This window comes from Flavobacterium sp. 1, from assembly GCF_002797935.1.
Classification (GTDB): domain Bacteria; phylum Bacteroidota; class Bacteroidia; order Flavobacteriales; family Flavobacteriaceae; genus Flavobacterium.
The window spans coordinates 2,522,084-2,544,301 of record NZ_PGER01000001.1; the positions used below are offsets into that span (position 1 = coordinate 2,522,084).

A 22,218-nucleotide genomic window follows, 5' to 3' on the forward strand; every position below is an offset into this window, starting at 1 on the left:
ATTATTAAAAAACTTAGAAAAGGAAAAGCTTTAATTCTGTAATCAAATTAAATACTATCTTTTTAGTACAACCTTAAAAGCTGCAATTACAGAACCAGAGACATATATTTTTATAAATCTTCCGTCTCTTTTTGTATAATCGACCTCAAATTGTTCTAAATCATCATCTATTTTATTAGGATTAACACTTATTGTATCCTCTTTTGCTGCATATCCAATTTCTTGATTTTTTGAACGGTTTTTAATTTTAAAATTAATTTTTTGATTTCCTCTAACTTCTATTATTCCGTTTATTGGTTCAACAATTTCAACCTCTTTATTGAAATATTCATCAAAAAAAAGAGGGCCTTTCAAAAAAAAGCCTTCATCAAGACTTTTATTATCCCACACCTTTGAAACAGGCATATGCTTCGCAAAGAAAATTTTTGGATTTGAATCAAAATAAATTGGATTAAATTTTTTAACCCACAAATCATTTTCATTAATAATTGCGCCTGCTCCCCAAGTAACATCAACCAATCGCCAAGTTCCATCTATCATTACTGCATTCCAAGCATGATTGATTGCAGTTTTTTTTCTACCAACATCATCAAATTTAGTTTTCGAACCTCCTTCGATAATTTGCCCCTGCAGTCCAACCAATGTTGCTAAATGATAATACAATAAAGAATATCCGCTGCAGACAGCTTTTTGTTTTCTAAAAACAGTATTGATTTCCTTATTTCTAATTTCATGCCATTTAAAATCCCTCTCAAATTCATTATCATAAGAAATTGATTTTGCCGGTTTTGGATTCAAATAAGCGTCAATATCATAATTTATATGTAAAGCCATCCATGTAAAAACAGCTCTTGCTTTGTCACCTTCAGAGGTGAAATCTTGTTTGATTTTATTTGCTAATTCCAAAGGACTATTGAATGATGCTGGGTAATGCTCCACAACCTTATCAACCCGCTGATAGTCTTGAGAATATATTAAATTAAAAAAAAGAGAAACAAACAACAGTTGAAATATATTTCTTTTCATCTAAAAATTGGTTACAATTTCCTTAAGCTGATTGTCTAATTCGGCATTCGAAATAACATTTGCATCAACATTAAAATTATCATTAAAACTTGGCAACGAGAAAACCGCTTTAATATCGGCAGTAAAACGCGGAAAATTGTTTTTAGCAATTTCCAATACGCTTGCTCCGCCTCTTGCTCCTGGCGAGGTAGCCATCAATAACATTGGTTTATCCTGAAATATTTTTCCGTTTATTCTGGAACACCAATCTACTGTGTTTTTGAAAGCTGCACTGTAATTTCCATTATTTTCGGCAAGAGAAACCACCAAAACATCAGCAGAAGCAATTTTTTCCAAAAACGCTTTCGCTAAAGAATGCTGCCCAATCACAGCTTCTTTATCAACACTGAATAACGGCATTTCATAATCGTTTAAATCCAAAACCTCCACTTCGGCATTTTCGAATAAACTCGAGGCATAAGCAGCTAATTTTTTGTTGATGGATTTTTTACTGGGACTTCCTGCAAAGGCAATGATTTTCATAGTGGATTATTTTTTATTTAAAATAGTTGGTCAGATTTTTTATTTCTAAATGCGAATTTGGGTTAAAAGTAATTAAAATAGAAACATTAAAAAACTAAAAAAACCTACAAAATATTACTCTTGCAGGTTTCCTATCTATTTTCTTTGTTCTTTTCTCTATTTTCTAAAGACTATACATTGAATCTAAAGTGCATTACGTCACCGTCTTTCACAATATATTCTTTTCCTTCAACTTTGAATTTCCCTGCTTCTTTAGCTTTTGCTTCTGAACCATATTGAACATAATCTTCGTATGATATTACTTCGGCACGGATGAATCCTTTCTCGAAATCGGTATGGATAACTCCTGCAGCTTGTGGTGCAGTTGATCCAATATTGATAGTCCATGCACGAACTTCTTTGACACCTGCAGTGAAATACGTTTGCTGTTTCAATAATTTGTAAGCGGCACGAATTAAAACTGATGCTCCAGGCTCGGTCAATCCCATATCCTCTAGGAAAACCTGGCGTTCTTCGTAGCTTTCTAATTCGGTGATATCAGCTTCTGCTCCTACCGAAAGGATAATTACTTCGGCTTCTTCATCTTTAACTAATTCACGAACCTGATCTACATATTTATTCCCGTTTACAGCTGAATTTTCATCAACATTACAAACATACAATACCGGTTTTGCAGTAATCAATTGAAAACTTTCCATCAAAACTTCTTCGTCATTACTTTGAGGAATAATTGTTCTTGCCGATTTTGCCTGCAATAAATTTTCTCTGATGCGGTCCAAAAGTGCTTTTTCGGTCTGCGCTTCTTTATTTCCAGTTTTTGCAGCACGGTTTACTTTTTCTAAACGTTTTTCTACCGTTTCTAAATCTTTTAACTGCAATTCAATATCGATAGTTTCTTTGTCACGGATTGGGTTTACATTTCCGTCAACATGAACAATATTGTCATTGTCAAAACAGCGCAATACATGAATAATAGCATTACATTCTCTAATGTTTCCAAGAAATTGATTTCCTAAACCTTCACCTTTACTGGCTCCTTTTACTAAACCTGCAATATCAACGATATCTACAGTAGCCATTTGAACGCGCTCTGGCTTTACTAGTTCTTCCAATTTATTGATTCTTGGATCTGGAACGTTTACAACTCCAATATTAGGTTCGATAGTACAAAACGGAAAATTAGCACTTTGCGCTTTTGCGTTCGATAAACAATTGAATAATGTTGATTTTCCAACATTTGGTAACCCTACAATTCCTGCTTTCATGTTATGTTTGTTTACAAATAACAGAGAACTGTTATTTATTTTATGATATTCATTTTTAAAGTCTGCAAATATAAGATTTAAAAAATGCTTGGTAAACAATTTTTTAAGATTAATATTTTTTATCCACTTTCGAGTATTTTTTTTAACTTTTATCATCATTTATGTTAAAAATGGCTATATTTAAACCATAAACAACCAATAATTAAAACAATCCAACCAATTATGAAAAAAATTATTCAATTATTCTTTTTGCTAAACATCACGTTTATGCTCGCGCAAAAAGAAGTATCGGGAGTCGTAAAAGACAAAACAGGCAATCCGCTTACAGGAGTTAACGTTCTTGAAAAAGGGACTAAGAATGGCGTTCCTACAGACATTAATGGCGCATATAAACTAAATGTAAATGAAAGTGCAACTTTGACTTTTAGTTATATTGGTTATAAAACTGTTTCTAAGACAGCCAATACAGCAATAATCGATGTGATTTTATCGGAAGAAGGGGAACAAGAACTTCAAGAGGTCCAAATTGTAGGTTCGAGAAATGCCAAAAGAACCGTAGTCAATTCGGCAGTTCCTATTGATGTTATCAGTATGAAAGACGTTACGACACAAAGCGGAAAAATTGAAATCAATGAACTGCTGCAATATGTCGCTCCTTCCTTTAATGCCAACAAACAGTCAGGTTCGGATGGTGCAGATCACGTAGACCCTGCTTCATTAAGAGGTATGGGACCAGATCAAACCCTTGTCTTGATTAATGGAAAAAGAAGACATCAATCCTCTCTAATCAACCTTTTTGGAACTCGAGGCCGTGGAAATACTGGTACCGATTTGAATGCGATTCCAGCTTCATCCATCAAAAGAATTGAAATATTAAGAGATGGCGCAGCTGCTCAATATGGTTCTGATGCTATTGCGGGAGTAATCAATATTGTTACAAATGATAATGTTAATGAATTTACGGGTGCTGTAACTTATGGTGCTTTTAATACGGATGCAAAAGGTGATTTCCCTGTCGGAACTGCCAATACAAAAGACTACAGATTAGATCAAAATGGAAACGGAAATACTTTCGGAAAAAATAAGGCTTTCGATGGCGGATCTGTAAAAATAGGTGCTAATTATGGCACAACTATTGGAACTAAAGGAGGTTTTGTAAATGTTACGGGAGAATTTTTAAATAAAAACAAAACTTTACGACCTGGTTTCGATTTTAGAAAAGGTTTTGGAGAAGCTGAAATTCAAGGTGTTAATTTATTCGTGAATCTTGCTATTCCAATCTCGGAAAAAACACAGTTTTATGCTTTTGGAGGAAGTAATTTCAGAGATACTGATGCTTATGCTTTTACAAGAAACGATGGCGAACGTGTAGTTGAATCCATCTACCCAGGCGGATATACACCAAGAATTACATCAAAAATCAATGATAATTCGATTGCTGCTGGTATTAGAACTGAAACTACTGGCGGATGGAAATGGGACCTTAGTAATACTTTAGGAAAAAACAAATTTCATTATGATATAAAAGGAACTATCAATGCTTCACTTGAAGAGAATTCGCCAAGAGAATTTGATGCCGGCGGACATAGTTTACTTCAAAATACGACAAATTTAGATGTTTCAAAAAATTATGGCGATATTCTTAGCGGACTAAATGTAGCCTTTGGTACTGAATTTAGAGTTGAACAATTCGAAATTTTCGCAGGAGAAGAAGGCTCCTATGCTACTTATGACACTAACGGGAAACCAATTACAGACCCAACAACTCAAAGCGCTCCAATTGACCCTATTTCTGGAGAAGCTAGACCTGGAGGCTCGCAAGGTTTTCCTGGATACAGCCCACTAAATGAAGTAAATAAAAACCGCACCAATTTCTCTTTATATTCAGACGCCGAGCTAGATGTTACTGAAGCTTTTATGGTAAGCGGAGCAGTTCGTTTTGAAAACTACAGTGATTTTGGAAGCACTTTAAATGGCAAATTAGCTTCGAGACTTAAAATTAATAGTCATATTAATCTAAGAGGTTCAGTAAGTACAGGTTTCCGTGCACCGTCATTAGCCCAGATATATTACAATTTGCGTTTTACAAACTTTAGTTCAGCTGGGGCGACCGAAGTGTTATTAGCGCCAAATGACAGCGAGATAACGAAAGCTTTTGGAATTCAAAAATTAAATGAAGAAAAAGCTGTAAATGCATCTTTGGGTTTTACAGCTAATTATGGCGATTTTACAGCAACTGTAGACGGTTATTTAATTAATGTTAAAGATAGAATCGTATTGACTGGTTATTTTGATGCTTCACAATTAGGTATGAATGTAGATAAAGCTCAATTTTTCGTTAATGGCGTAGATACAAAAACAACAGGACTTGATGTCGTTTTATCTTGGAAAAAAATTATTAATAAAAATAGATTTAGCGCAGCTCTTGTTGGAAATATCAACGATATGAAAATTGACAAAGTAAAAAATGGAGATTTAGATGAAAAAACATTTTTTGGAGAACGTGATAAAGCCTTTTTACTAGCTTCTGCTCCACCTAGCAAATTTGGTCTAAACCTTAATTATGGAAGAAAATGGTTTGATGCAGGTTTAGCTTTTACAAGATTTAGCGAAGTAAAACTTTTAGATTATCAAATGGACGAAGACCCGGAAGATTACAGAACTTCTCCAAATGAAACTGAAGCACAAATATTCGCAAATCAAAAAACAGCTGCCACAGATACTTACGGCGCTAAAATTGTAACCGATTTGACTTTAGGATTTAAGCTGTCAAAATCTCTTAAGTTAAGCGTTGGTGCCAATAACTTGCTAAACATTTATCCTGATCAGCAAGATGACTGGGTTGAAGCTGGAGGATATTGGGATGCAGTACAAATGGGTTTCAATGGAGCCTATTATTATACTCGACTAGGTTTTACATTCTAAAAAACAACTCAAAAAATAAAGGACAATCGAAAGAGAGTCCTTTATTTTTTTTCATTAAATTTATTCTATACAAACTACTATTATGGCAAATTTATTTAATGGAAAAATGGCGGCTATTTTTGATGCCATGTACCAGAGCTTTATCGATTATGATGAAGAATATGAATTTTACAATAGATTAATCCAAGAAAAAAACTGCAGTTCAATACTAGAAATTGGAAGCGGCACTGGAAATCTGGCCAAACGTTTTCAAGCAAATAATCAGAATTACATTGGGCTTGATTACAGCCAAAGCATGATTGAAATTGCCCAAAATAGAAACAAAGACTGTACTTTTATACATGGAGACATGCGGAATTTTGAACTGGAAAAACCTGTAGATGTCATTATTATAACTGGTCGTTCAACAAGCTATTTAATCAACAATGAAGATATTATAGATACTTTTGAATGTGTTTACAAAAATTTAAATCCAAGCGGTGTTTTTATTTTTGATATTATTGATGCCAATCGTTTTATTCCTTTTATTAAAGAAAATGAGACCATTGTTCATGAAGCTTCTTATGAAGGAATTAATTATGTGCGGGAAAGCCACTGGGAAACCACTCCATTAGAAAATTTCATGCTGGACTGGAATGCTACATACTATCAAATTACAGACGATAAAAAAGAGGTTCTGTCTGAGGATTTCTCTACAGTTCGGGTTTTCACCTTAAATGAAATCGAACTTTTCCTATATCTTAATAATTTTGAAATACTGAAAGTCATTGACCGAAAAACATATGCTTATGACACTTATGTAATTATGAGCCAAAAAAGAAGACTCTAATCTAATTTTTGATTTTATTGATAATCTCCAATTCTTTAGCCGTAGGAGTTAAGCCGGAAATATTCCAATAATCCGTCAAGATAGAATTTTTTGCATTGAAGAGCGTCTTGTCTTTAAAAACTTGACTTTCCTTATAAGTAAAATTTTGAATATTAAAATTAGTGGTAATCAAATTATTTAATATTTCAATGTTTTTTATTTCATTCCCAACATTAACATTATAATTGATTTCCTCATTAGAACTGACTAAATAATAGTTTCCAAAATCAGCTCTATAGTTCGTTTTAAACATTGACCTAATTATATTTTTAGTGCCTTTTGCTGTATTCTCTTCAACATTAGCCAAAGATTCAGGAGAAACCATTGCAGTTATCTCTATTATTAGTTTTCTTTTAACATCATAAACAATTTTAAAATCATCTAAAAGTTCTGTTGTTTTTTCGACAGGAATTGGTGTGGCTAATATATTATTATAGTCTTGATTTAAAGGATTTACCTTTACAATAAAATTATACTTTTTCCTTATTTTGTCATCTGTTAATGGCCTCAAAACTGAGAAAACATAATATTTCTCCATCATAGAATTCAAATTATACCCTAATAGATCCGAAAAATTCAAATCATCAACTAAACCAAAAGAACGGTTCTGCTCTAATAATAAAATTGATTTTACCTTTTTTTGTTCTTTATATAATTGAAAATTAATGAGTCCGTCATTAAAATATGTATAATCCCCATTTAATTTAAAAAATTCTCTGGAATATACTTTCAATCTGGCTGGAACATTGAGGGTCTTAATAGAATTATCAACTAAATCCTTAATTATTTCATGAGGATTTCTGCTGGTTATTACAATATCGTCTAGTGTGTTGAGTTTACTTTTCAGATAGAAAATATTTTCCATTTGATTTAATGAAGCCCACTTTATTGTAATTGGCAAATAAGACGAATGCGTCACTTTTAAATTTGAACCTCCTTTGAGTTCAAACTCAACAGTACCCTCAGCATTAGTCATTAAAACCTGTTTTGTTTTTAAAACTAAAACAACCGCCGCTTCGATTGGCTGATTGGTATCAAAATCCAACAGTATTATCCTTTTTTCATTAGTTTGTGAAAAAAGAGTAAAACATAAAATAAACTGAAATAAAACAAAAATTCTTTTCATATTTAGAATATTGATAACTTATTCTCAAAAACATTGTTTAAAAATATAAAAAACAATTGAATTAACATTTTTTTAAAAGAAAAATAAGATAATAAGTGCAATAATACATTTTTTGCATAAAAAAACCTGCGAAAAAATGCAGGTTTAGATTTATATAGCTAGAAAACTATTATTCATTATGCAGGAAAGACTGTCTGTTTAACAAAGTCTCTTCAGTTTCAACATGGTTGTCATCTGGAATACAGCAGTCAACAGGACATACCGCAGCACATTGAGGCTCATCATGAAATCCTTTACATTCAGTACATTTTCCTGGAACGATATAATAGATTTCATCAGAGATTGGCGTTTGTGCCTCATCTGAATCTACTTCGGTACCATCAGGCAAAATTACTTTTCCTTTCAGTTTTGTACCATCTTTATACCTCCAGTCATCTGCTCCTTCATATATTGCTGTATTTGGACACTCTGGTTCACAAGCCCCGCAGTTGATGCATTCGTCAGTTATTATAATTGCCATTTTCTGTTTAGTTTTTAAGATTGTAAATTGAAAGCCAAAAGTAGATAATACGAAATACGAATACTCAACACAACTTTTGCCTAGAGCTTATAAAAAGCTTATTTTTGTGCAAAATTACAATCAAAACTTTTCATAAACAAACATTATGACATTAGATACAAAAAAAAGTGCATTTGTTAAACTAGGGGAATTCTTAAATCAATTTAAAGATGAAAATTGCATCAAGGATGAAACTGTATCGGGTAATGATCTGTTTTTTGAAAAATTTATCGATTTAATTCAGCTTTCCCAATCTCATAATGGCTGGTATACACCAGAACAAGTTCATTTTGCAATTGCCTCTTGGGCAGAAGCATTAACAGAAGATAATTTAACGAAATGGCTTTCCGAATATGATTTTAGTGCCGTAAAACCTAAAAACGCAGCACTAATATTAGCGGGAAATATTCCTCTGGTTGGCTTTCATGATTTCTTGTCTGTTTTGCTGACTGGACATAATGTCTTGATTAAAACATCATCAAACGACCAGCACTTATTGCCTTTCTTGGTCAATTATCTAATTGCTGCTGAACCCGATTTAAAGAACAAAATTACATTTGTTGAAGGAAAACTAGAAAATTTTGATGCCGTAATAGCTACTGGAAGCAACAACACCGCTCGTTATTTTGAATATTATTTCAAAGACAAGCCATCGATCATACGAAAAAACAGAAATTCTATTGCAGTATTAAATGGAGAAGAAACCAAAGAACAGCTAGTTGCATTAGGAGAAGATATTTTTAGATACTTTGGATTGGGATGCCGCAATGTTTCGAAACTGTTTGTTCCAAAAGACTATTCTTTTGAGCCTTTTTTTGAAGCTATTTTTGAATACCAAGATGTCATTCATTACGAGAAATATGCTAATAATTACGACTACAACAAAGCCGTTTTCCTGATGAGTAATTTCAAGTTATTAGACAATGGCTTTTTGACTCTTAAGGAAGATTCGAGCTACAGTTCCCCTATCTCAAGCGTGTTTTATGAACGTTATGAAAACCTGGAGGATTTACAAAAGCGTTTGGAAGACGAAAGCCAGCAGATTCAATGCATCGTAAGCAATAATCTTGTAAAGAACAGTATCCCGTTTGGAGTTGCTCAAAAACCAAATTTATGGGATTATGCAGATAACGTTGATACCGTATTGTTTTTATTAACGGTATAATTCAATCTTTTTATATTATTATGAATAATTTAATGGTTATTCGTGCCGTATTCCCGAAATTTGCATTTTAAAAAATTTAACCTTTAGCTATAACTTGAAATTGTCCTGTTTCAAAAGCCCAAAAGAGGGATAAAAATTGGTAATTTCTTTTGATAGTTAATTGAAACAAATAAAAACAAACAGTAACTACACTATGAAAAAACACAACTACAGCGCAGGACCATGTATTTTACCACAAGAAGTTTTTGAAAAATCAGCTCAAGCTATTTTAAATTTTAATGGCTCTGGTTTATCACTATTAGAAATTTCGCATCGTAGTAAAGATTTTGTTGCCGTAATGGAAGAAGCGAGAGCTTTAGTTTTAGAACTTTTGGATCTAAAAGGAAAAGGATATCAAGCCATATTTCTTGGAGGAGGTGCCAGTTTAGAATTCCTGATGGTTCCTTACAACATCCTGAAAGAAAATGGAAAAGCAGCATATTTGGATACTGGAACTTGGGCTTCGGCAGCAATAAAAGAAGCACAATACTTTGGCAATACAACCGTTGTTGCATCTTCAAAAGAACAAAATTACAATCATATTCCAAAAGGATACACCATACCTGCCGATGCAGATTATTTCCACTGCACCAGCAACAACACTATTTTTGGAACTCAAATGAAGGAATTTCCAGAAACAGACATACCGCTTGTCTGTGATATGAGTTCTGATATTTTTTCTAGAAAAATTGATTTTTCAAAATTTGATGTTATTTATGCTGGCGCACAAAAAAATATGGGCCCTGCTGGAACCACTTTGGTTGTTATCAAAGAAGAAATTCTTGGCAAAACCGGACGCACGATTCCAAGTATGCTGGATTATGCTAAACATATCAAAGCAGACAGTATGTACAATACACCACCAGTTTTTCCAGTTTATGCATCTTTGTTAACCTTGCAATGGTTGAAGAAAATTGGGGGAATTGAGGCCATCGAAAAAATAAACGATGCTAAAGCTGCTTTACTTTATGCTGAAATAGACAGAAACCCATTATTTAGAGGAACTGCTGCAGTTGAAGACCGTTCTAATATGAATGCAACGTTTTTATTGAACGACGAATCTCATGCCGCTAAATTTGACGAAATGTGCAAAGCGGCTGGAATTAATGGACTGCCGGGACACCGTTCTGTTGGCGGTTACAGAGCTTCTATGTACAATGCGCTTCCGCTGGAAAGCGTTCAGGTTCTTGTTGATGTAATGAAAGCTTTAGAAACAAAAATTTAATAATTTAAAGATTAAACGATTTAAACATTTTTAAATCATTTAATCTTTTATTAAACAACATAATTGAATCTTTCAATTTTCAAATGATTCAATCTTTAAATAAAAAAATTTAAATGAAGATATTAGCAAACGACGGAATTTCCAAAAGTGGTATTGATGCTTTGGAAAAATCTGGTTTTGAAGTTATTACTACAAAAGTAGCACAGGAACAAGTTGCTAATTTTATAAACAAAAATGACATAGGAGTTCTATTAGTCCGCAGCGCTACAAAGGTTCGCAGAGATATTATTGATGCTTGCCCAAGTCTTAAAATTATTGGCCGTGGTGGTGTTGGAATGGATAATATTGATGTTGAATATGCCAAAAACAAAGGAATTCATGTTATAAATACTCCGGCGTCTTCATCAGAATCTGTGGCCGAATTGGTTTTTGCGCATTTGTTTACAGGTGTAAGATTCCTTCATGATTCGAACAGAAACATGCCTCTTGAAGGCGATACCAACTTTGAAAATTTGAAAAAAGCGTATGCCAATGGTATTGAACTTAGAGGTAAAACACTTGGGATCATAGGCATGGGACGCATTGGCAAGGCTGTTGCTAGAATGGCTGTTGGACTAGGAATGAAAGTGATTTACAGCGACATGCACATACCGCATAAAGACCTTAAAATTCATTTTTTTGACGGACAAACAATTAGTATATCGCTTACTTCTCAGTCTTTGGAATCGCTGTTTAAAGAATCAGATTTTATTACTTTGCACGTTCCTGCTCAAGACGATTACGTGATTGGTGAGAAAGATTTTGAACTGATGAAAGACGGTGTTGGAATTATAAACTGCGCCCGTGGCGGTGCTATTGATGAAGTAGCATTAATAGAAGCACTGGACAGCGGAAAAGTGTTATTTGCAGGATTAGATGTTTATGAGAATGAGCCTAATCCCGAAATTACAATTTTAATGAACCCAAAAATTTCATTAACACCACATATTGGAGCTGCTACCGAAGAAGCCCAAGACCGAATTGGCATTGAACTGGCACATCAAATCATTCAACTGCTAAATTAACTAATTGATTTAAAGATTTATAGTTAGAAATTATTAACACCTTAATAATTTCTAACTTTTTTTTGATTATATTTTATATAAGACATTAACCTTTAATCAAAAAAATATGTTTGAACAATTAACCCAATTAGTACAGCAGTTTGGTCAAGATGATGTTGTAAAAAACAATGCAATTCCGAATGAACAAAATGAAGCTGTGATAGAAGAAGCTGGAAGTTCTATTTTTTCGAGTTTACAAAAAATGGCTTCCAAAGGAGGTGTCGAGAAACTTGCTGGATTACTCCAAGGAAATAATGCACAAGATTCTTCGAATCCAGCTGTGCAGCAGATTACCCAACAGCAGTCAGGAAGCTTGGGAGAAAAAAATTTGGCTTAGACAGCACTACAGTTGCAGGAGTTGCAGGAAGCATGATTCCAAAAATTCTTGGCGGGCTGGTAAACAAAGCAAATGATCCTAATGACATTTTTCAAATTACAGATTTAATTGGAGCAATTTTAGGAGGAAGCGGACAAACTTCAGGGATTATGGATGCCATTTCAAAATACGGAACTCAGTTTGGTTTAGACCAAAATGCCGATGGAAAACTAGATATGAATGAACGCTATTGCAGTAACAAAAAACAGTGACGGTATTGGCGGATTTCTAGGAAACCTTTTTGGAAAATAGGCTTTTTTCAGACTCTAAAGTTTTTGAAAAAGGCATTTACAAAACTGTAAATATCTTTTTGTATTAATAAAACTGACTGATAATCAATATAAAATTCGTAAATTTATATGATTAATTATCAATCATTGATTATTGTCCCAATACGTTTTATAATACACCTGAAAAATTATTATTATGAAAAATTCTATCTGCATATTACTTTTTCTCTGTGTAATTATTGCGTGCAGTACTTCCAAATCTAATATTTCTAATCCAGAAAAACCAAAAGCCACGAGTAATGATACCATAAAAATTGTAAATGAAGAATTACAGTATGAAGTCATTATTATAGAGCCGGGTTTTGATTTTTGGCTGCAGTCCACCGCTTATCCGAGAGGCTATTATTCACAGTCCTATTTAGAAAACAAAAATAATTTTTATGTTCTGGAATGGAACAGCCGCGTTCGCCAACCTCAACTTTATCCACCTAATTTATACGAAATGACCATCGATTATCAACCATCGATTAATTATGGTTATGAAGTAAACTATCTTATTTATAACTACATGATTTATTTTCAGAACAAATACAATCAAAGATTATATGGCCGTGTTCCTCCTAGATAGTAAGCTGCAGTGATTCTATTTAATTCAAGCAAAAAGATAATTTTATGACTAAAAATCTTCTTGTTTTTCATCTTTCATTAATGATTTAAATACCAAAACCTGTTATATTTGCAAAAAGGAAGTAAATTAATAATGAAAGGATTAAAACAGCGTTGGGGGCTAACATCCAATTGGCAATTGGCAATAATATTTGTAGTTTTTGCTATTACGGGATCAGCGTCTGCATGGTTGTCTAAACCATTTTGTGTTTGGTTAGGAATTGCAAAAGAAGGTTTAGGCCACTGGTACACTCCTATTCGCCTGTTGCTAATTTTCCCAATTTATCAAGTTTTATTAGTTGCGATAGGTTTCCTTTTTGGGCAATTTAAATTCTTTTGGGCTTTTGAAAAGAAAATGCTCAGAAGTATGGGGCTAGGGTTTATTTTTAAAAAATAATTAAGAATTCTTTCTTATTATTTGAGTTTTTTATCTCTGTTTCCTTGAATCCAATACATATATATCCAAGTCAACGTAAAAGATGGAATTACATCTGTAAACGGAAATATTTCTTCCACAAAAGTTAAAATACCAGCTACCTTACCTACCCGGCCTTTGTACATTTTGGTCATCAAAAAACCAGCCAATGGCGCCCAAACCACATCGGAAAACTCTCCAATTCCCGGAATTACAAATGATACCATTCCTATTGCATCAAAAAATAAACCTAATAAAAGTTTGATTATTTTTTGCTTATAAAAAACATCGTCTGCTTCTATATTATTCATTTGGATAAAAATTAATTCAAATATAAATCTACAAAATCCAAACCGCATTCCAATTAACAATATAAGTTAAAAATTACCGAAGCCATTATAATATCGGCAGAAACTTTTGTTTCTTTGTGAAAACAGTTTCAAAACGATGATACACGCAAAAAACTTACATAAATTTTATGATCAGCTTGAAGTATTAAAAGGAGTAGATTTACATATCAAAAAAGGCGAAATTGTTTCTATTGTTGGTGCTTCTGGTGCTGGAAAAACAACGCTGTTACAAATATTAGGCACATTGGATAAACCCAGCACAAAAAAGGAAAATGAAAATCAAAGTATCGAAAACCAAAGTTCATTAGTGATAAACAATGAGGATATTTTGAAGATGAACGACAAATCCTTATCCAAATTCAGAAATTTAAATTTGGGGTTTATTTTTCAGTTTCACCAATTGTTACCCGAATTTACGGCATTAGAAAATGTTTGTATTCCTGCTTATATTGCTGGGAAAAAAGTTTCTGAAACCGAAAAAGAGGCTAAAAAATTATTAGACTATTTAGGGCTGTCACACAGAATAAATCACAAACCAAACGAACTTTCGGGCGGTGAACAGCAGCGTGTTGCGGTTGCAAGAGCATTAATCAACAAACCTGATGTTATTTTTGCAGATGAGCCATCTGGGAATCTAGACACGCATTCGGCCGAAAATTTACATCAATTATTTTTTCAGCTTCGAGATGAATTCGGACAAACTTTTGTGATTGTAACCCATAATGAAGAATTGGCTAATATGGCTGATAGAAAATTAATAATGGTAGATGGCCAAATTAGCAATGAGTAACTAAAATGAATCAAACTGAGCTCAAAGATTTTCTTGACGAAAAAGTGCTTCAATACAATACCCTAGATTTTATTGAAAGTGACCCTGTCCAAATTCCGCATTTGTTTTCGAGAAAAGAAGATATAGAAATTGCTGGCTTTTTGAGTGCAACCATCGCTTGGGGCAACCGTAAAATGATTATCAAAAACTCTCATAAGATGATGAATTTGATGGGCAATGCACCTTATGATTTTGTACTTTCCCATAGCGAAGATAATTTAGAGCAATTAGAATACTTTGTCCACAGAACCTTTAATGGACAGGATTTTATCAGTTTTATAAAAGGACTGCAGCATATTTATAAAAATCACGGCGGACTTGAAACTGTTTTTACAAAACATCAGGAAACCGATTCGATGCAAAAAAGCATTTCTGAATTCAAAAAAACATTCTTCGAAATCCAGCATCAAAACAGAGCCCAAAAACACATCTCAGACCCAATGAATGGTTCGGCAGCAAAACGCATCAACATGTACCTAAGATGGATGTGCCGTCAGGACAATAAAGGTGTTGATTTAGGAATTTGGAAAAACATCTCACCTTCACTCCTGTCTTGTCCTCTTGATGTCCATTCTGGAAATGTTGCCAGAAAACTAGGCTTGCTCACAAGAAAACAAAACGATGGAAAAGCCTTGACAGAGCTAGACACAAAACTCCGTGAACTCGATCCCAATGACCCAGTAAAATATGATTTTGCTTTATTTGGATTGGGAGTATTTGAGGGGTTTTAAAATATATTTTTCGTTCAAATACTTTACTTCGTCCTTAATACTCACAAAAAAAATCTATCCTAAATTCATTCTAATTTAGAATATGCTGTTTTTAATTTATACCTTTAAAATATTGATTATCTTTATGTAAATCTTAACTAAAGAAGAATAGAATTTTTGTTACATTTTTAAGTTAACAGCCGAAAACGAAATTTTTATTAATGGAAGTATCTGTCTATTACTTTATCCGAATCTTATTGCCCATACTAATTTTCGGGTGCATTATATTAATAGCAGTTTTAATTGGTAATAGATATAATTACGACCTATTCAAACCAAAATTTGAAGCGACAAAAAATGAAATTGAGAACTTCTTAACCAATATAATTTTTTCGTCTTTTGATGAAATACAAATTCAAACTGAAATAAAACAGTTTAAAAAAACAATTCCTTTTGATAAAAATTGGTGCAAAAAATTATTGCTTAATCAGATTATTTTTTTAAAACTAAATTTGAAAGGAAATATCACTAATAAATTTCATTTTATATACGAACAATTTGATCTGTTTAGGTATACCAAAAGACTTTTAAAAAGCCGTCGCTATTATTTAAAATGTCTCGGATTATTTCAATTGGAATCTTTGAATTATAAAAAAGGAAAAGACTACATTGCCCCTCTATTAAATCATAAAAACAGAAATATAAAATCTAGGGCTTTTTTGTCAATAATCTCATTAAGACCTAATAAACTAGAATCATTAATTGATTTCTCACATCAGATTACCACTGCAGAAGAAATCAATATTATGGACATTTTACACCATAAAAAAACAAAAATGCCAGCCAATCTGCATGAATGGATTGTTTCAGAAAATGATTCTATAGTTAAATTAGGAATTAAACTAATGATGTTTTACAACTATACCAATGAGAATGAAACTATTGTTAAATTATTAAAGCATAACAATAAATCTATTCGTTATGAAGCAATTACTGCTGTATCTTTTTTATTCATTCATGAAGCTGAAGATGAACTGATTGAACAATTTAGTAATGAAGACACCCAAAATAAATTAGAAATTTTCAGCACTCTTTCTAAAATTGGAACAACAGAATCCGAGAATTTTATCGCCCAATTATTAGAAAATAAAACAGATGAAAACATCAAACTAGATGCAGTTTATTGTCTCAACAAAATAAATTCCAGCTATTTTGATAATCACTTTTTGAATAATGAAGATGTAAAAAAAATGGTTAAACATGTTAAAACAATTAACAGATGATACATGATATCTTATCCGTATATGCTAATTTTATAGGTGTGTTTTCAATCACTTACATTATCTTTTATTCTATATTAGCCGGATTATCCTATTATGCAATAAAGAAAAACCTTAATACAAAATATTTTATTCCTAATAATGTCATTATAAAATCCAATTATATACCTGGTGTTTCTGTTGTGGCACCAGCATTCAACGAAGGGGCTACTGTTGTCAATAATGTTAAATCATTGCTTTCATTAACCTATCCCAAATTTGAAGTTGTGTTAGTAAACGATGGCAGTTCAGACGATACACTACAAAAATTAATTGACGAATTCGAACTCATCAAAGTTGATTTTTATTATCAGGAAAAAATTAAAACCGCTGCAATTAGAGGTCATTATAAATCTACTAATCCCCTTTATTATAAATTATTAGTCGTTGATAAAGAAAATGCAAAAAGTAAAGCTGATGCAGCCAATGCCGGAATTAATTCGACCAAATATCCTTTGTTTATCTGCACTGACGTGGATTGTATCTTAAAAAATGATACCATTATCAAATTAGCAAAACCATTTATAGAAGCCCAAAAAAGAGTTATTGCAACTGGCGCGGGTATAAGGATATCCAATTCCTGCGAAGTAAAAAATGGTTTTTTGGTAAAAATCCATTTCCCAAAAGGCTGGTATCCAAGGTTTCAGGAATTGGAATATGTCCGTGCTTTTCTTTTTGGCAGAATGGCTTGGAGTCAGATTAACGGATTACTGTTAGTTTCGGGCGGTTTAGGCATGTTTGACAAAGAAATTGCGGTTGCCGCTGGTGGTTATTGGCATAAATCATTAGGGGAAGATATGGAACTTGTAACCCGAATGAGAAAATATATGTATGATAATAAATTGCCTTTTTCCATACAATACATACCAGAATCACTTTGCTGGACAGAAGTTCCATCGACAAAAGAGGTTCTGATTCGGCAGCGTGTACGCTGGTCTCGAGGATTAATACAAACATTATACTTGCATAAAAATGTTTTTTTCAATCCAAAATACCAAAGAACAGGATTCCTAATATTTCCTTATTTCTTTTTCTTTGAGTTTCTAATTCCAATTTTAGAAGTTATTGGAGTCATTGTCTTAATTATTGGTTTTTTTATTTACCATGTGGATTACGCTAATTTCCTCTACCTAACGCTGACAATCTATTTATTTTATATCATTATAACTTTTATATCTATCCTATTAGATGATATTATTTATAAAAATTATGCCAATGCCAAGGAAATTGTCACTCTGGTAATGATGGCAATAATAGAGCCTTTTTGCTATCACCCTGTGAATGTATATGCCTCAATAAAAGGATATTACCATTTTTTTAGACAAAAGGAACAAGTTTGGGGAAATATGCAGCGGCAAGGTTTTAGTAACCCAACCGAAAAGAAAAAATAAGCATGAAAAAACGCCGCTACACTAAAACATTTTTTATTCTATTGCTACTTTTAGGAGTGGCAGAGAACAATTCAGTTTGGTCACAAAAAACAGACGTTGACAGTCTTTTGAATGCAGCAATTAATGAAGTCAATAAGGATAAAAATTATGATTCGGCTTTAAAGAAAACCCATAAAGGAATAAAATTAGCCCCTGATTATTTAGATTTTCATTTGCTGGCAGGAAGAATTCACCAATTAAACAATACAAAAGACAGTGCCAGATACTATTACAATTATGTCATCGACAGGAATCCTGTTTATGAAGATGCTTTTTCCTATCTCATCAATATGGATATTGAAGATAAAAATTACAGTGATGCCGAAATCACTGTGAATAAAGCCATTGAAGCACATTCTGGCAAAAAAGATTTTAGATACAAAAAACTCGCTATCTATGAACTTCAGGGCGAAAAGAAAAAAAGCGAAGATTACTTAAAAGAAATGCAGGCTCAATACCCAAAAGACACTGGTTTTAAACTGCATTACTTTATTGCGGACACTCGACAAAAATCGGATCGCATTGGTGTAAATTACAATTTCACAACGTTTGACAGATCTGGGTATGGTCCTTGGCATTATGGAAGTGCACAATACATCAGACAACGAGATTGGGGTTCTGCCATTGCCAGAATAAATTATTCAAACCGATATGCTGATGGTCAAACCGTTGCCGAAGGATTACAATACGAGGCCGAATCTTACTTATTTACTGGCAAAAACAGTTATTCTTATATTGGCGGCAGTTATAGCAATGATCCGGTATTTCCAAAATTCAGGCTTGGATATTCTTTTTTTCATAATTTCGAAAAAGGCTGGGAAGGCGATCTGGGAATTAGATATATTGATACCAAAGATTCTGGAATTACTACTGCAGTTGCTGGAGTTGGTAAGTATTTAGGTTCATATTGGCTTAATTTAAGATCCTTTTTTCAATTTAATGAAAGTGATATGTATCCTGCCTTTACATTAACAGCCCGCTATTATTTCAACACTCGATTTGATTACATAACATTGATAGCTGGATATGGAACTTCCCCAGACGAACGAACAACAATTGGCCAAATACAACCGCGCCTTTCATTAGATTCTTACAGACTTGGAGCTGGCTATTATAAAATCATTGGAGGTCATTATATAACAGGGCTTCAATTGAATTATAACAATCAAGAATATACTCCTGACAAAAAGCAAAACGAAACCGAAATTGCATTGATGTTCCAATATCAATTCTAAAAAAATGCAGACGAAACAATTTATTATCTCCATTATTGTTTTTTCCTGTTTTTTTCAAATTGCAAAATTATGGCTGAAAACTTCTTAAAATTAACAAATTCAAAAAGAAGCGAAGTCATTATCTATTCATCTGGGATGATACTAAAGAATCTGCTGCATTATTAAATAAAACATAATTTAGTATAGAAAAATCATTACAGTGAAGGTATTTGTTTCAAAAAAAATGTGAAAAAATTTGCATAAAAAAATTAAAAAACGTAATTTTAACGGTGTTTCAATACATTTTAAAGATTAAATAGAAAATTCCTAAGGAATGTAATTACAAAACTCTAATTTTTATTTATAGGCATTGACTTAAGAAATCATTCATTTTCCGCAGTTTTATTTCAAATAAAAATTAGTTACCCCCACTTTGTAAAAACTCTATTTAATCAAACTAATTCATACATATTGTCTATTTAGTTTACAGCCCAATGATTAAATCATTGAACTGCATAATTAAAAATCCATGCTTTTATAAATATTAGCAGCATTTTATTTTACTATTTAAAACCAAGTGAAAAAACATTCTCAGATACAATTTTTGAGAAAATATTTTGTTTTATGATTATTTCTGCCAAAAAAGAAAACACTAACGCCATTAATAGAAATTTCAACAACATAATTAATAAACAACGATTTAAACTTAAACAAAACATAAAAATCATTTTGGCACAGTTGCTAAAAACAACCGAAACTATAGTTTTCAAAAAATGTTCTTTTCCATTTTTTAAAACATGCTAATCCAGAAAAGAGGGATTAAAAACATTAAAAGAAAAAAACATGAACAATTCAGACATCAAAATATTAATTGCTGAAGATGACATATTAATGATTAAAATTCTTGAATTCATCCTTAAAAAAGAAGGTTATCAAGTGGTCTCCTGTAAAGATGGTTTGAGTGCTATCGAAAAAATACCTGTGCTCATACCCGACTTAGTTATTACTGATATTATGCTGCCATTTCGCTCTGGATTAGAAATAATAAGCTATTCAAAAGAACATTTTGGAAGCATCCCAGTTATCGTAGTTTCATCATTAGGAGAAGAAGAAAGCACTGTTGTTGAAGCATTTAATCTTGGTGCAGATGATTTTGTTTCTAAACCATTTAATCCGAATGAATTGTTGCTGAGAGTAAAGCGATTATTCGCCAAAACAAAGCATAGCATAAAACCAAATGAAATTTCTACTATAAATATTAGTGCCTAAAAAAAACTAATTTCATAAAAATCATCAGCCTCTATACGCTATCTCAAAATAGTAGCATAGAGGTTTTTTTTATCTCAATTTCGAAATAAAGTCAAAGTTTGCATGACTTTCTAACCTTAGTTTCAAAAAACCTATCTTTGCACAAAATTTACATACAATGAGCACTTTCGAACAATTCAATCTCCCTAAATCAGTACAAAAAGCAATTGATGATTTAGGCTTTACGACCCCGACTCCTATTCAGGAAAAGACTTTTTCTGTGATAATGTCTGGTCGTGATATGATGGGAATTGCACAAACGGGTACGGGTAAAACATTTGCCTATTTACTGCCTTTATTAAAATTATACAAATTCACTCCTGGTCATACTCCAAAAATTGTAATCCTTGTGCCGACACGCGAGCTGGTTGTCCAGGTTGTGGAAGAGGTTGAAAAACTGACTAAATATATGTCGGTCCGAACCATAGGGATTTTTGGCGGTGTCAACATCAATACACAAAAAACGACTGTTTATCAGGGTTGCGATATCTTGGTGGGAACTCCTGGAAGAATTATGGATTTAACGCTGGATAATGTAATCCGCTTTGAAGAAATGCAAAAACTGGTTATTGACGAGTTTGACGAAATGCTGAATTTAGGTTTTCGCACGCAGTTAACTTCAATCTTGGCTATGATGCCAAAAAAGCGCCAAAACATATTGTTCTCGGCAACAATGACCGATGAAGTTGATGCGATTTTGAATGATTATTTTGATTATCCGGAAGAAATTACGCTTTCAGCATCTGGAACTCCTCTTGAAAACATTACCCAAATTACCTATCAGATTCCTAATTTCAATACCAAAATCAATCTTTTAAAACATTTATTGGAAACCAATGAAGACATGAGCCGCGTATTGGTTTTTGTGAACAACAAAAAGATTTCCGACATGGTTCACCAACGCATTGAGGAAGATTTTGAAGGTCAGTTTGGTGTTATCCACTCCAATAAATCACAGAATTACCGTTTGAGTACGATGGCTGAATTTCAGGAAGGAAATCTCCGCGGATTAATTACCACCGACATTATGGCGAGAGGTTTGGATATTTCGAATATCACGCACGTCGTCAACTTTGAAATGCCGGAATTACCAGAATTATATATGCACCGTATTGGTAGAACAGGCCGTGCAGATGCAACCGGTACAGCCATAAGTCTAATTACTCCTCGTGAAGAAGAATCAAAAATTGCCATTGAAATTTTGATGGATACCGAATTACCTATTGAATCTTTCCCTGAAGAAGTTGAAGTTTCGGCTAAATTAATCGAACCTGAGAAAGACAGACAGCCCATTAAGTTTTTGATGAAAAAACAAAAACTGGAAGGTGATGGGGCTTTTCACGAAAAAAGCAAAAAGAATAAAAAAGTCAATTTAGGTGGTCCTGGTGTTACCAAGAAAAAAACACATGGCTCAGTAAATAGAAATATGCTGAAAAACCAAGCTAAAAAGAGGAAAGATAAGAAATAGAATTTCTGTTTTTCTTTAAAAAAATAACCCGTGATCGATCGAATCACGGGTTATTTTTTTAAAGAAAATGTATTATCCTT

22 protein-coding genes are annotated in these 22,218 nt (G+C 32.8%); 16 read left to right on the forward strand and 6 right to left on the reverse strand.

Annotated elements, in window-relative coordinates; translation table 11 throughout:
- Positions 1–54: 54 nt before the first annotated feature.
- The 3 genes from CLU83_RS10055 to ychF all read right to left on the reverse strand — a co-directional run bounded on the left by CLU83_RS10055 (position 55) and on the right by ychF (position 2,813).
- Entirely contained in the window at positions 55–1,026 is a 972-nt protein-coding gene (locus CLU83_RS10055) for a transglutaminase domain-containing protein (protein WP_100431487.1), read from the reverse strand.
- On the reverse strand, positions 1,027–1,548 hold the full coding sequence (locus tag CLU83_RS10060; protein WP_100431488.1) for an NADPH-dependent FMN reductase: 522 nt from the start codon (positions 1,546–1,548) through the stop codon (positions 1,027–1,029). It abuts the gene before it with no gap.
- Between the two features lie 170 nt (positions 1,549–1,718).
- A complete protein-coding gene (ychF, locus tag CLU83_RS10065) occupies positions 1,719–2,813 on the reverse strand; it encodes a redox-regulated ATPase YchF (RefSeq protein WP_100433693.1) in 1,095 nt (364 codons plus the stop codon).
- Between the two features lie 222 nt (positions 2,814–3,035).
- On the opposite strand from ychF, the gene CLU83_RS10070 reads away from it, so the two are divergent.
- Together CLU83_RS10070 and CLU83_RS10075 are read left to right on the forward strand one after the other, a co-directional pair.
- Positions 3,036–5,738, forward strand: a complete 2,703-nt coding sequence (locus CLU83_RS10070) for a TonB-dependent receptor (protein ID WP_100431489.1) — start codon at positions 3,036–3,038, stop codon at positions 5,736–5,738.
- An 82-nt stretch (positions 5,739–5,820) separates the two neighbouring features.
- Positions 5,821–6,567 carry a class I SAM-dependent methyltransferase gene (locus CLU83_RS10075; RefSeq protein WP_100431490.1) on the forward strand — a complete coding sequence of 249 codons (747 nt, stop codon included), beginning with the start codon at positions 5,821–5,823 and terminating at the stop codon, positions 6,565–6,567.
- A gap of 1 nt (position 6,568) precedes the next feature.
- On the opposite strand, the gene CLU83_RS10080 is transcribed toward CLU83_RS10075, so the two are convergent.
- Both CLU83_RS10080 and CLU83_RS10085 read right to left on the reverse strand, forming a co-directional pair.
- The gene (locus tag CLU83_RS10080) at positions 6,569–7,732 is read right to left on the reverse strand and encodes a hypothetical protein (protein WP_100431491.1); all 1,164 of its coding nucleotides are present in this window, start codon (positions 7,730–7,732) and stop codon (positions 6,569–6,571) included.
- A gap of 169 nt (positions 7,733–7,901) precedes the next feature.
- On the reverse strand, positions 7,902–8,252 hold the full coding sequence (locus CLU83_RS10085; RefSeq protein WP_100431492.1) for a 4Fe-4S dicluster domain-containing protein: 351 nt from the start codon (positions 8,250–8,252) through the stop codon (positions 7,902–7,904).
- Between the two features lie 145 nt (positions 8,253–8,397).
- Here CLU83_RS10085 and CLU83_RS10090 point away from each other — a divergent pair, with 145 nt between their 5' ends.
- The 7 genes from CLU83_RS10090 (at position 8,398) to CLU83_RS10115 (ending at position 13,492) form a co-directional block, all read left to right on the forward strand.
- Positions 8,398–9,456, forward strand: a complete 1,059-nt coding sequence (locus CLU83_RS10090; RefSeq protein ID WP_100431493.1) for an acyl-CoA reductase — start codon at positions 8,398–8,400, stop codon at positions 9,454–9,456.
- Between the two features lie 193 nt (positions 9,457–9,649).
- Entirely contained in the window at positions 9,650–10,720 is a 1,071-nt protein-coding gene (serC, locus tag CLU83_RS10095) for a 3-phosphoserine/phosphohydroxythreonine transaminase (RefSeq protein ID WP_100431494.1), read from the forward strand.
- Positions 10,721–10,833: 113 nt separating this feature from the next.
- Positions 10,834–11,784, forward strand: a complete 951-nt coding sequence (locus CLU83_RS10100; protein ID WP_100431495.1) for a D-2-hydroxyacid dehydrogenase — start codon at positions 10,834–10,836, stop codon at positions 11,782–11,784.
- 106 nt (positions 11,785–11,890) lie between these two features.
- A complete protein-coding gene (locus CLU83_RS22455; protein WP_232727047.1) occupies positions 11,891–12,160 on the forward strand; it encodes a hypothetical protein in 270 nt (89 codons plus the stop codon).
- Between the two features lie 32 nt (positions 12,161–12,192).
- The gene (locus CLU83_RS22460; RefSeq protein ID WP_232727048.1) at positions 12,193–12,411 is read left to right on the forward strand and encodes a hypothetical protein; all 219 of its coding nucleotides are present in this window, start codon (positions 12,193–12,195) and stop codon (positions 12,409–12,411) included.
- A gap of 214 nt (positions 12,412–12,625) precedes the next feature.
- Complete coding sequence (locus CLU83_RS10110; RefSeq protein WP_100431496.1) at positions 12,626–13,057, forward strand: DUF6146 family protein; 432 nt, start codon at positions 12,626–12,628, stop codon at positions 13,055–13,057.
- Positions 13,058–13,189: 132 nt separating this feature from the next.
- On the forward strand, positions 13,190–13,492 hold the full coding sequence (locus CLU83_RS10115; RefSeq protein ID WP_100431497.1) for a DUF6787 family protein: 303 nt from the start codon (positions 13,190–13,192) through the stop codon (positions 13,490–13,492).
- Positions 13,493–13,509: 17 nt separating this feature from the next.
- On the opposite strand, the gene CLU83_RS10120 is transcribed toward CLU83_RS10115, so the two are convergent.
- Positions 13,510–13,821, reverse strand: a complete 312-nt coding sequence (locus tag CLU83_RS10120) for a hypothetical protein (RefSeq protein WP_100431498.1) — start codon at positions 13,819–13,821, stop codon at positions 13,510–13,512.
- 136 nt (positions 13,822–13,957) lie between these two features.
- Here CLU83_RS10120 and CLU83_RS10125 point away from each other — a divergent pair, with 136 nt between their 5' ends.
- The 7 genes from CLU83_RS10125 to CLU83_RS10160 all read left to right on the forward strand — a co-directional run bounded on the left by CLU83_RS10125 (position 13,958) and on the right by CLU83_RS10160 (position 22,138).
- Entirely contained in the window at positions 13,958–14,650 is a 693-nt protein-coding gene (locus tag CLU83_RS10125) for an ABC transporter ATP-binding protein (protein WP_100431499.1), read from the forward strand.
- 5 nt (positions 14,651–14,655) lie between these two features.
- Positions 14,656–15,420 (forward strand): TIGR02757 family protein, encoded by a 765-nt coding sequence (locus tag CLU83_RS10130; protein WP_100431500.1) that lies wholly within the window; start codon positions 14,656–14,658, stop codon positions 15,418–15,420.
- Between the two features lie 200 nt (positions 15,421–15,620).
- Positions 15,621–16,682 carry a HEAT repeat domain-containing protein gene (locus CLU83_RS10135; RefSeq protein ID WP_100431501.1) on the forward strand — a complete coding sequence of 354 codons (1,062 nt, stop codon included), beginning with the start codon at positions 15,621–15,623 and terminating at the stop codon, positions 16,680–16,682.
- A complete protein-coding gene (locus CLU83_RS10140) occupies positions 16,679–18,109 on the forward strand; it encodes a glycosyltransferase family 2 protein (RefSeq protein ID WP_100431502.1) in 1,431 nt (476 codons plus the stop codon). The genes CLU83_RS10135 and CLU83_RS10140 overlap by 4 nt, the downstream gene beginning before the upstream one ends.
- A gap of 2 nt (positions 18,110–18,111) precedes the next feature.
- Positions 18,112–19,383: a YaiO family outer membrane beta-barrel protein gene (locus CLU83_RS10145; protein WP_100431503.1), complete on the forward strand. Its 1,272-nt coding sequence runs from the start codon at positions 18,112–18,114 to the stop codon at positions 19,381–19,383.
- Positions 19,384–20,205: 822 nt separating this feature from the next.
- The gene (locus tag CLU83_RS10155) at positions 20,206–20,631 is read left to right on the forward strand and encodes a response regulator transcription factor (protein ID WP_100431505.1); all 426 of its coding nucleotides are present in this window, start codon (positions 20,206–20,208) and stop codon (positions 20,629–20,631) included.
- A gap of 157 nt (positions 20,632–20,788) precedes the next feature.
- On the forward strand, positions 20,789–22,138 hold the full coding sequence (locus CLU83_RS10160; RefSeq protein ID WP_100431506.1) for a DEAD/DEAH box helicase: 1,350 nt from the start codon (positions 20,789–20,791) through the stop codon (positions 22,136–22,138).
- Positions 22,139–22,218: the final 80 nt, after the last annotated feature.

Coding starts and splice junctions, on each gene's coding strand:
- CLU83_RS10145 (WP_100431503.1), top strand. CDS start 18,112: ATGAAAAAACGCCGCTACACTAAAACATTTTTTATTCTATTGCTACTT.
- CLU83_RS10125 (WP_100431499.1), top strand. CDS start 13,958: ATGATACACGCAAAAAACTTACATAAATTTTATGATCAGCTTGAAGTA.
- ychF (WP_100433693.1), bottom strand. CDS start 2,813: ATGAAAGCAGGAATTGTAGGGTTACCAAATGTTGGAAAATCAACATTA.
- CLU83_RS22455 (WP_232727047.1), top strand. CDS start 11,891: ATGTTTGAACAATTAACCCAATTAGTACAGCAGTTTGGTCAAGATGAT.
- CLU83_RS10140 (WP_100431502.1), top strand. CDS start 16,679: ATGATACATGATATCTTATCCGTATATGCTAATTTTATAGGTGTGTTT.
- CLU83_RS22460 (WP_232727048.1), top strand. CDS start 12,193: ATGATTCCAAAAATTCTTGGCGGGCTGGTAAACAAAGCAAATGATCCT.
- CLU83_RS10110 (WP_100431496.1), top strand. CDS start 12,626: ATGAAAAATTCTATCTGCATATTACTTTTTCTCTGTGTAATTATTGCG.
- CLU83_RS10075 (WP_100431490.1), top strand. CDS start 5,821: ATGGCAAATTTATTTAATGGAAAAATGGCGGCTATTTTTGATGCCATG.
- CLU83_RS10070 (WP_100431489.1), top strand. CDS start 3,036: ATGAAAAAAATTATTCAATTATTCTTTTTGCTAAACATCACGTTTATG.
- CLU83_RS10100 (WP_100431495.1), top strand. CDS start 10,834: ATGAAGATATTAGCAAACGACGGAATTTCCAAAAGTGGTATTGATGCT.
- CLU83_RS10090 (WP_100431493.1), top strand. CDS start 8,398: ATGACATTAGATACAAAAAAAAGTGCATTTGTTAAACTAGGGGAATTC.
- CLU83_RS10120 (WP_100431498.1), bottom strand. CDS start 13,821: ATGAATAATATAGAAGCAGACGATGTTTTTTATAAGCAAAAAATAATC.
- CLU83_RS10060 (WP_100431488.1), bottom strand. CDS start 1,548: ATGAAAATCATTGCCTTTGCAGGAAGTCCCAGTAAAAAATCCATCAAC.
- CLU83_RS10135 (WP_100431501.1), top strand. CDS start 15,621: ATGGAAGTATCTGTCTATTACTTTATCCGAATCTTATTGCCCATACTA.
- CLU83_RS10160 (WP_100431506.1), top strand. CDS start 20,789: ATGAGCACTTTCGAACAATTCAATCTCCCTAAATCAGTACAAAAAGCA.
- CLU83_RS10115 (WP_100431497.1), top strand. CDS start 13,190: ATGAAAGGATTAAAACAGCGTTGGGGGCTAACATCCAATTGGCAATTG.
- CLU83_RS10080 (WP_100431491.1), bottom strand. CDS start 7,732: ATGAAAAGAATTTTTGTTTTATTTCAGTTTATTTTATGTTTTACTCTT.
- CLU83_RS10155 (WP_100431505.1), top strand. CDS start 20,206: ATGAACAATTCAGACATCAAAATATTAATTGCTGAAGATGACATATTA.
- serC (WP_100431494.1), top strand. CDS start 9,650: ATGAAAAAACACAACTACAGCGCAGGACCATGTATTTTACCACAAGAA.
- CLU83_RS10085 (WP_100431492.1), bottom strand. CDS start 8,252: ATGGCAATTATAATAACTGACGAATGCATCAACTGCGGGGCTTGTGAA.
- CLU83_RS10130 (WP_100431500.1), top strand. CDS start 14,656: ATGAATCAAACTGAGCTCAAAGATTTTCTTGACGAAAAAGTGCTTCAA.
- CLU83_RS10055 (WP_100431487.1), bottom strand. CDS start 1,026: ATGAAAAGAAATATATTTCAACTGTTGTTTGTTTCTCTTTTTTTTAAT.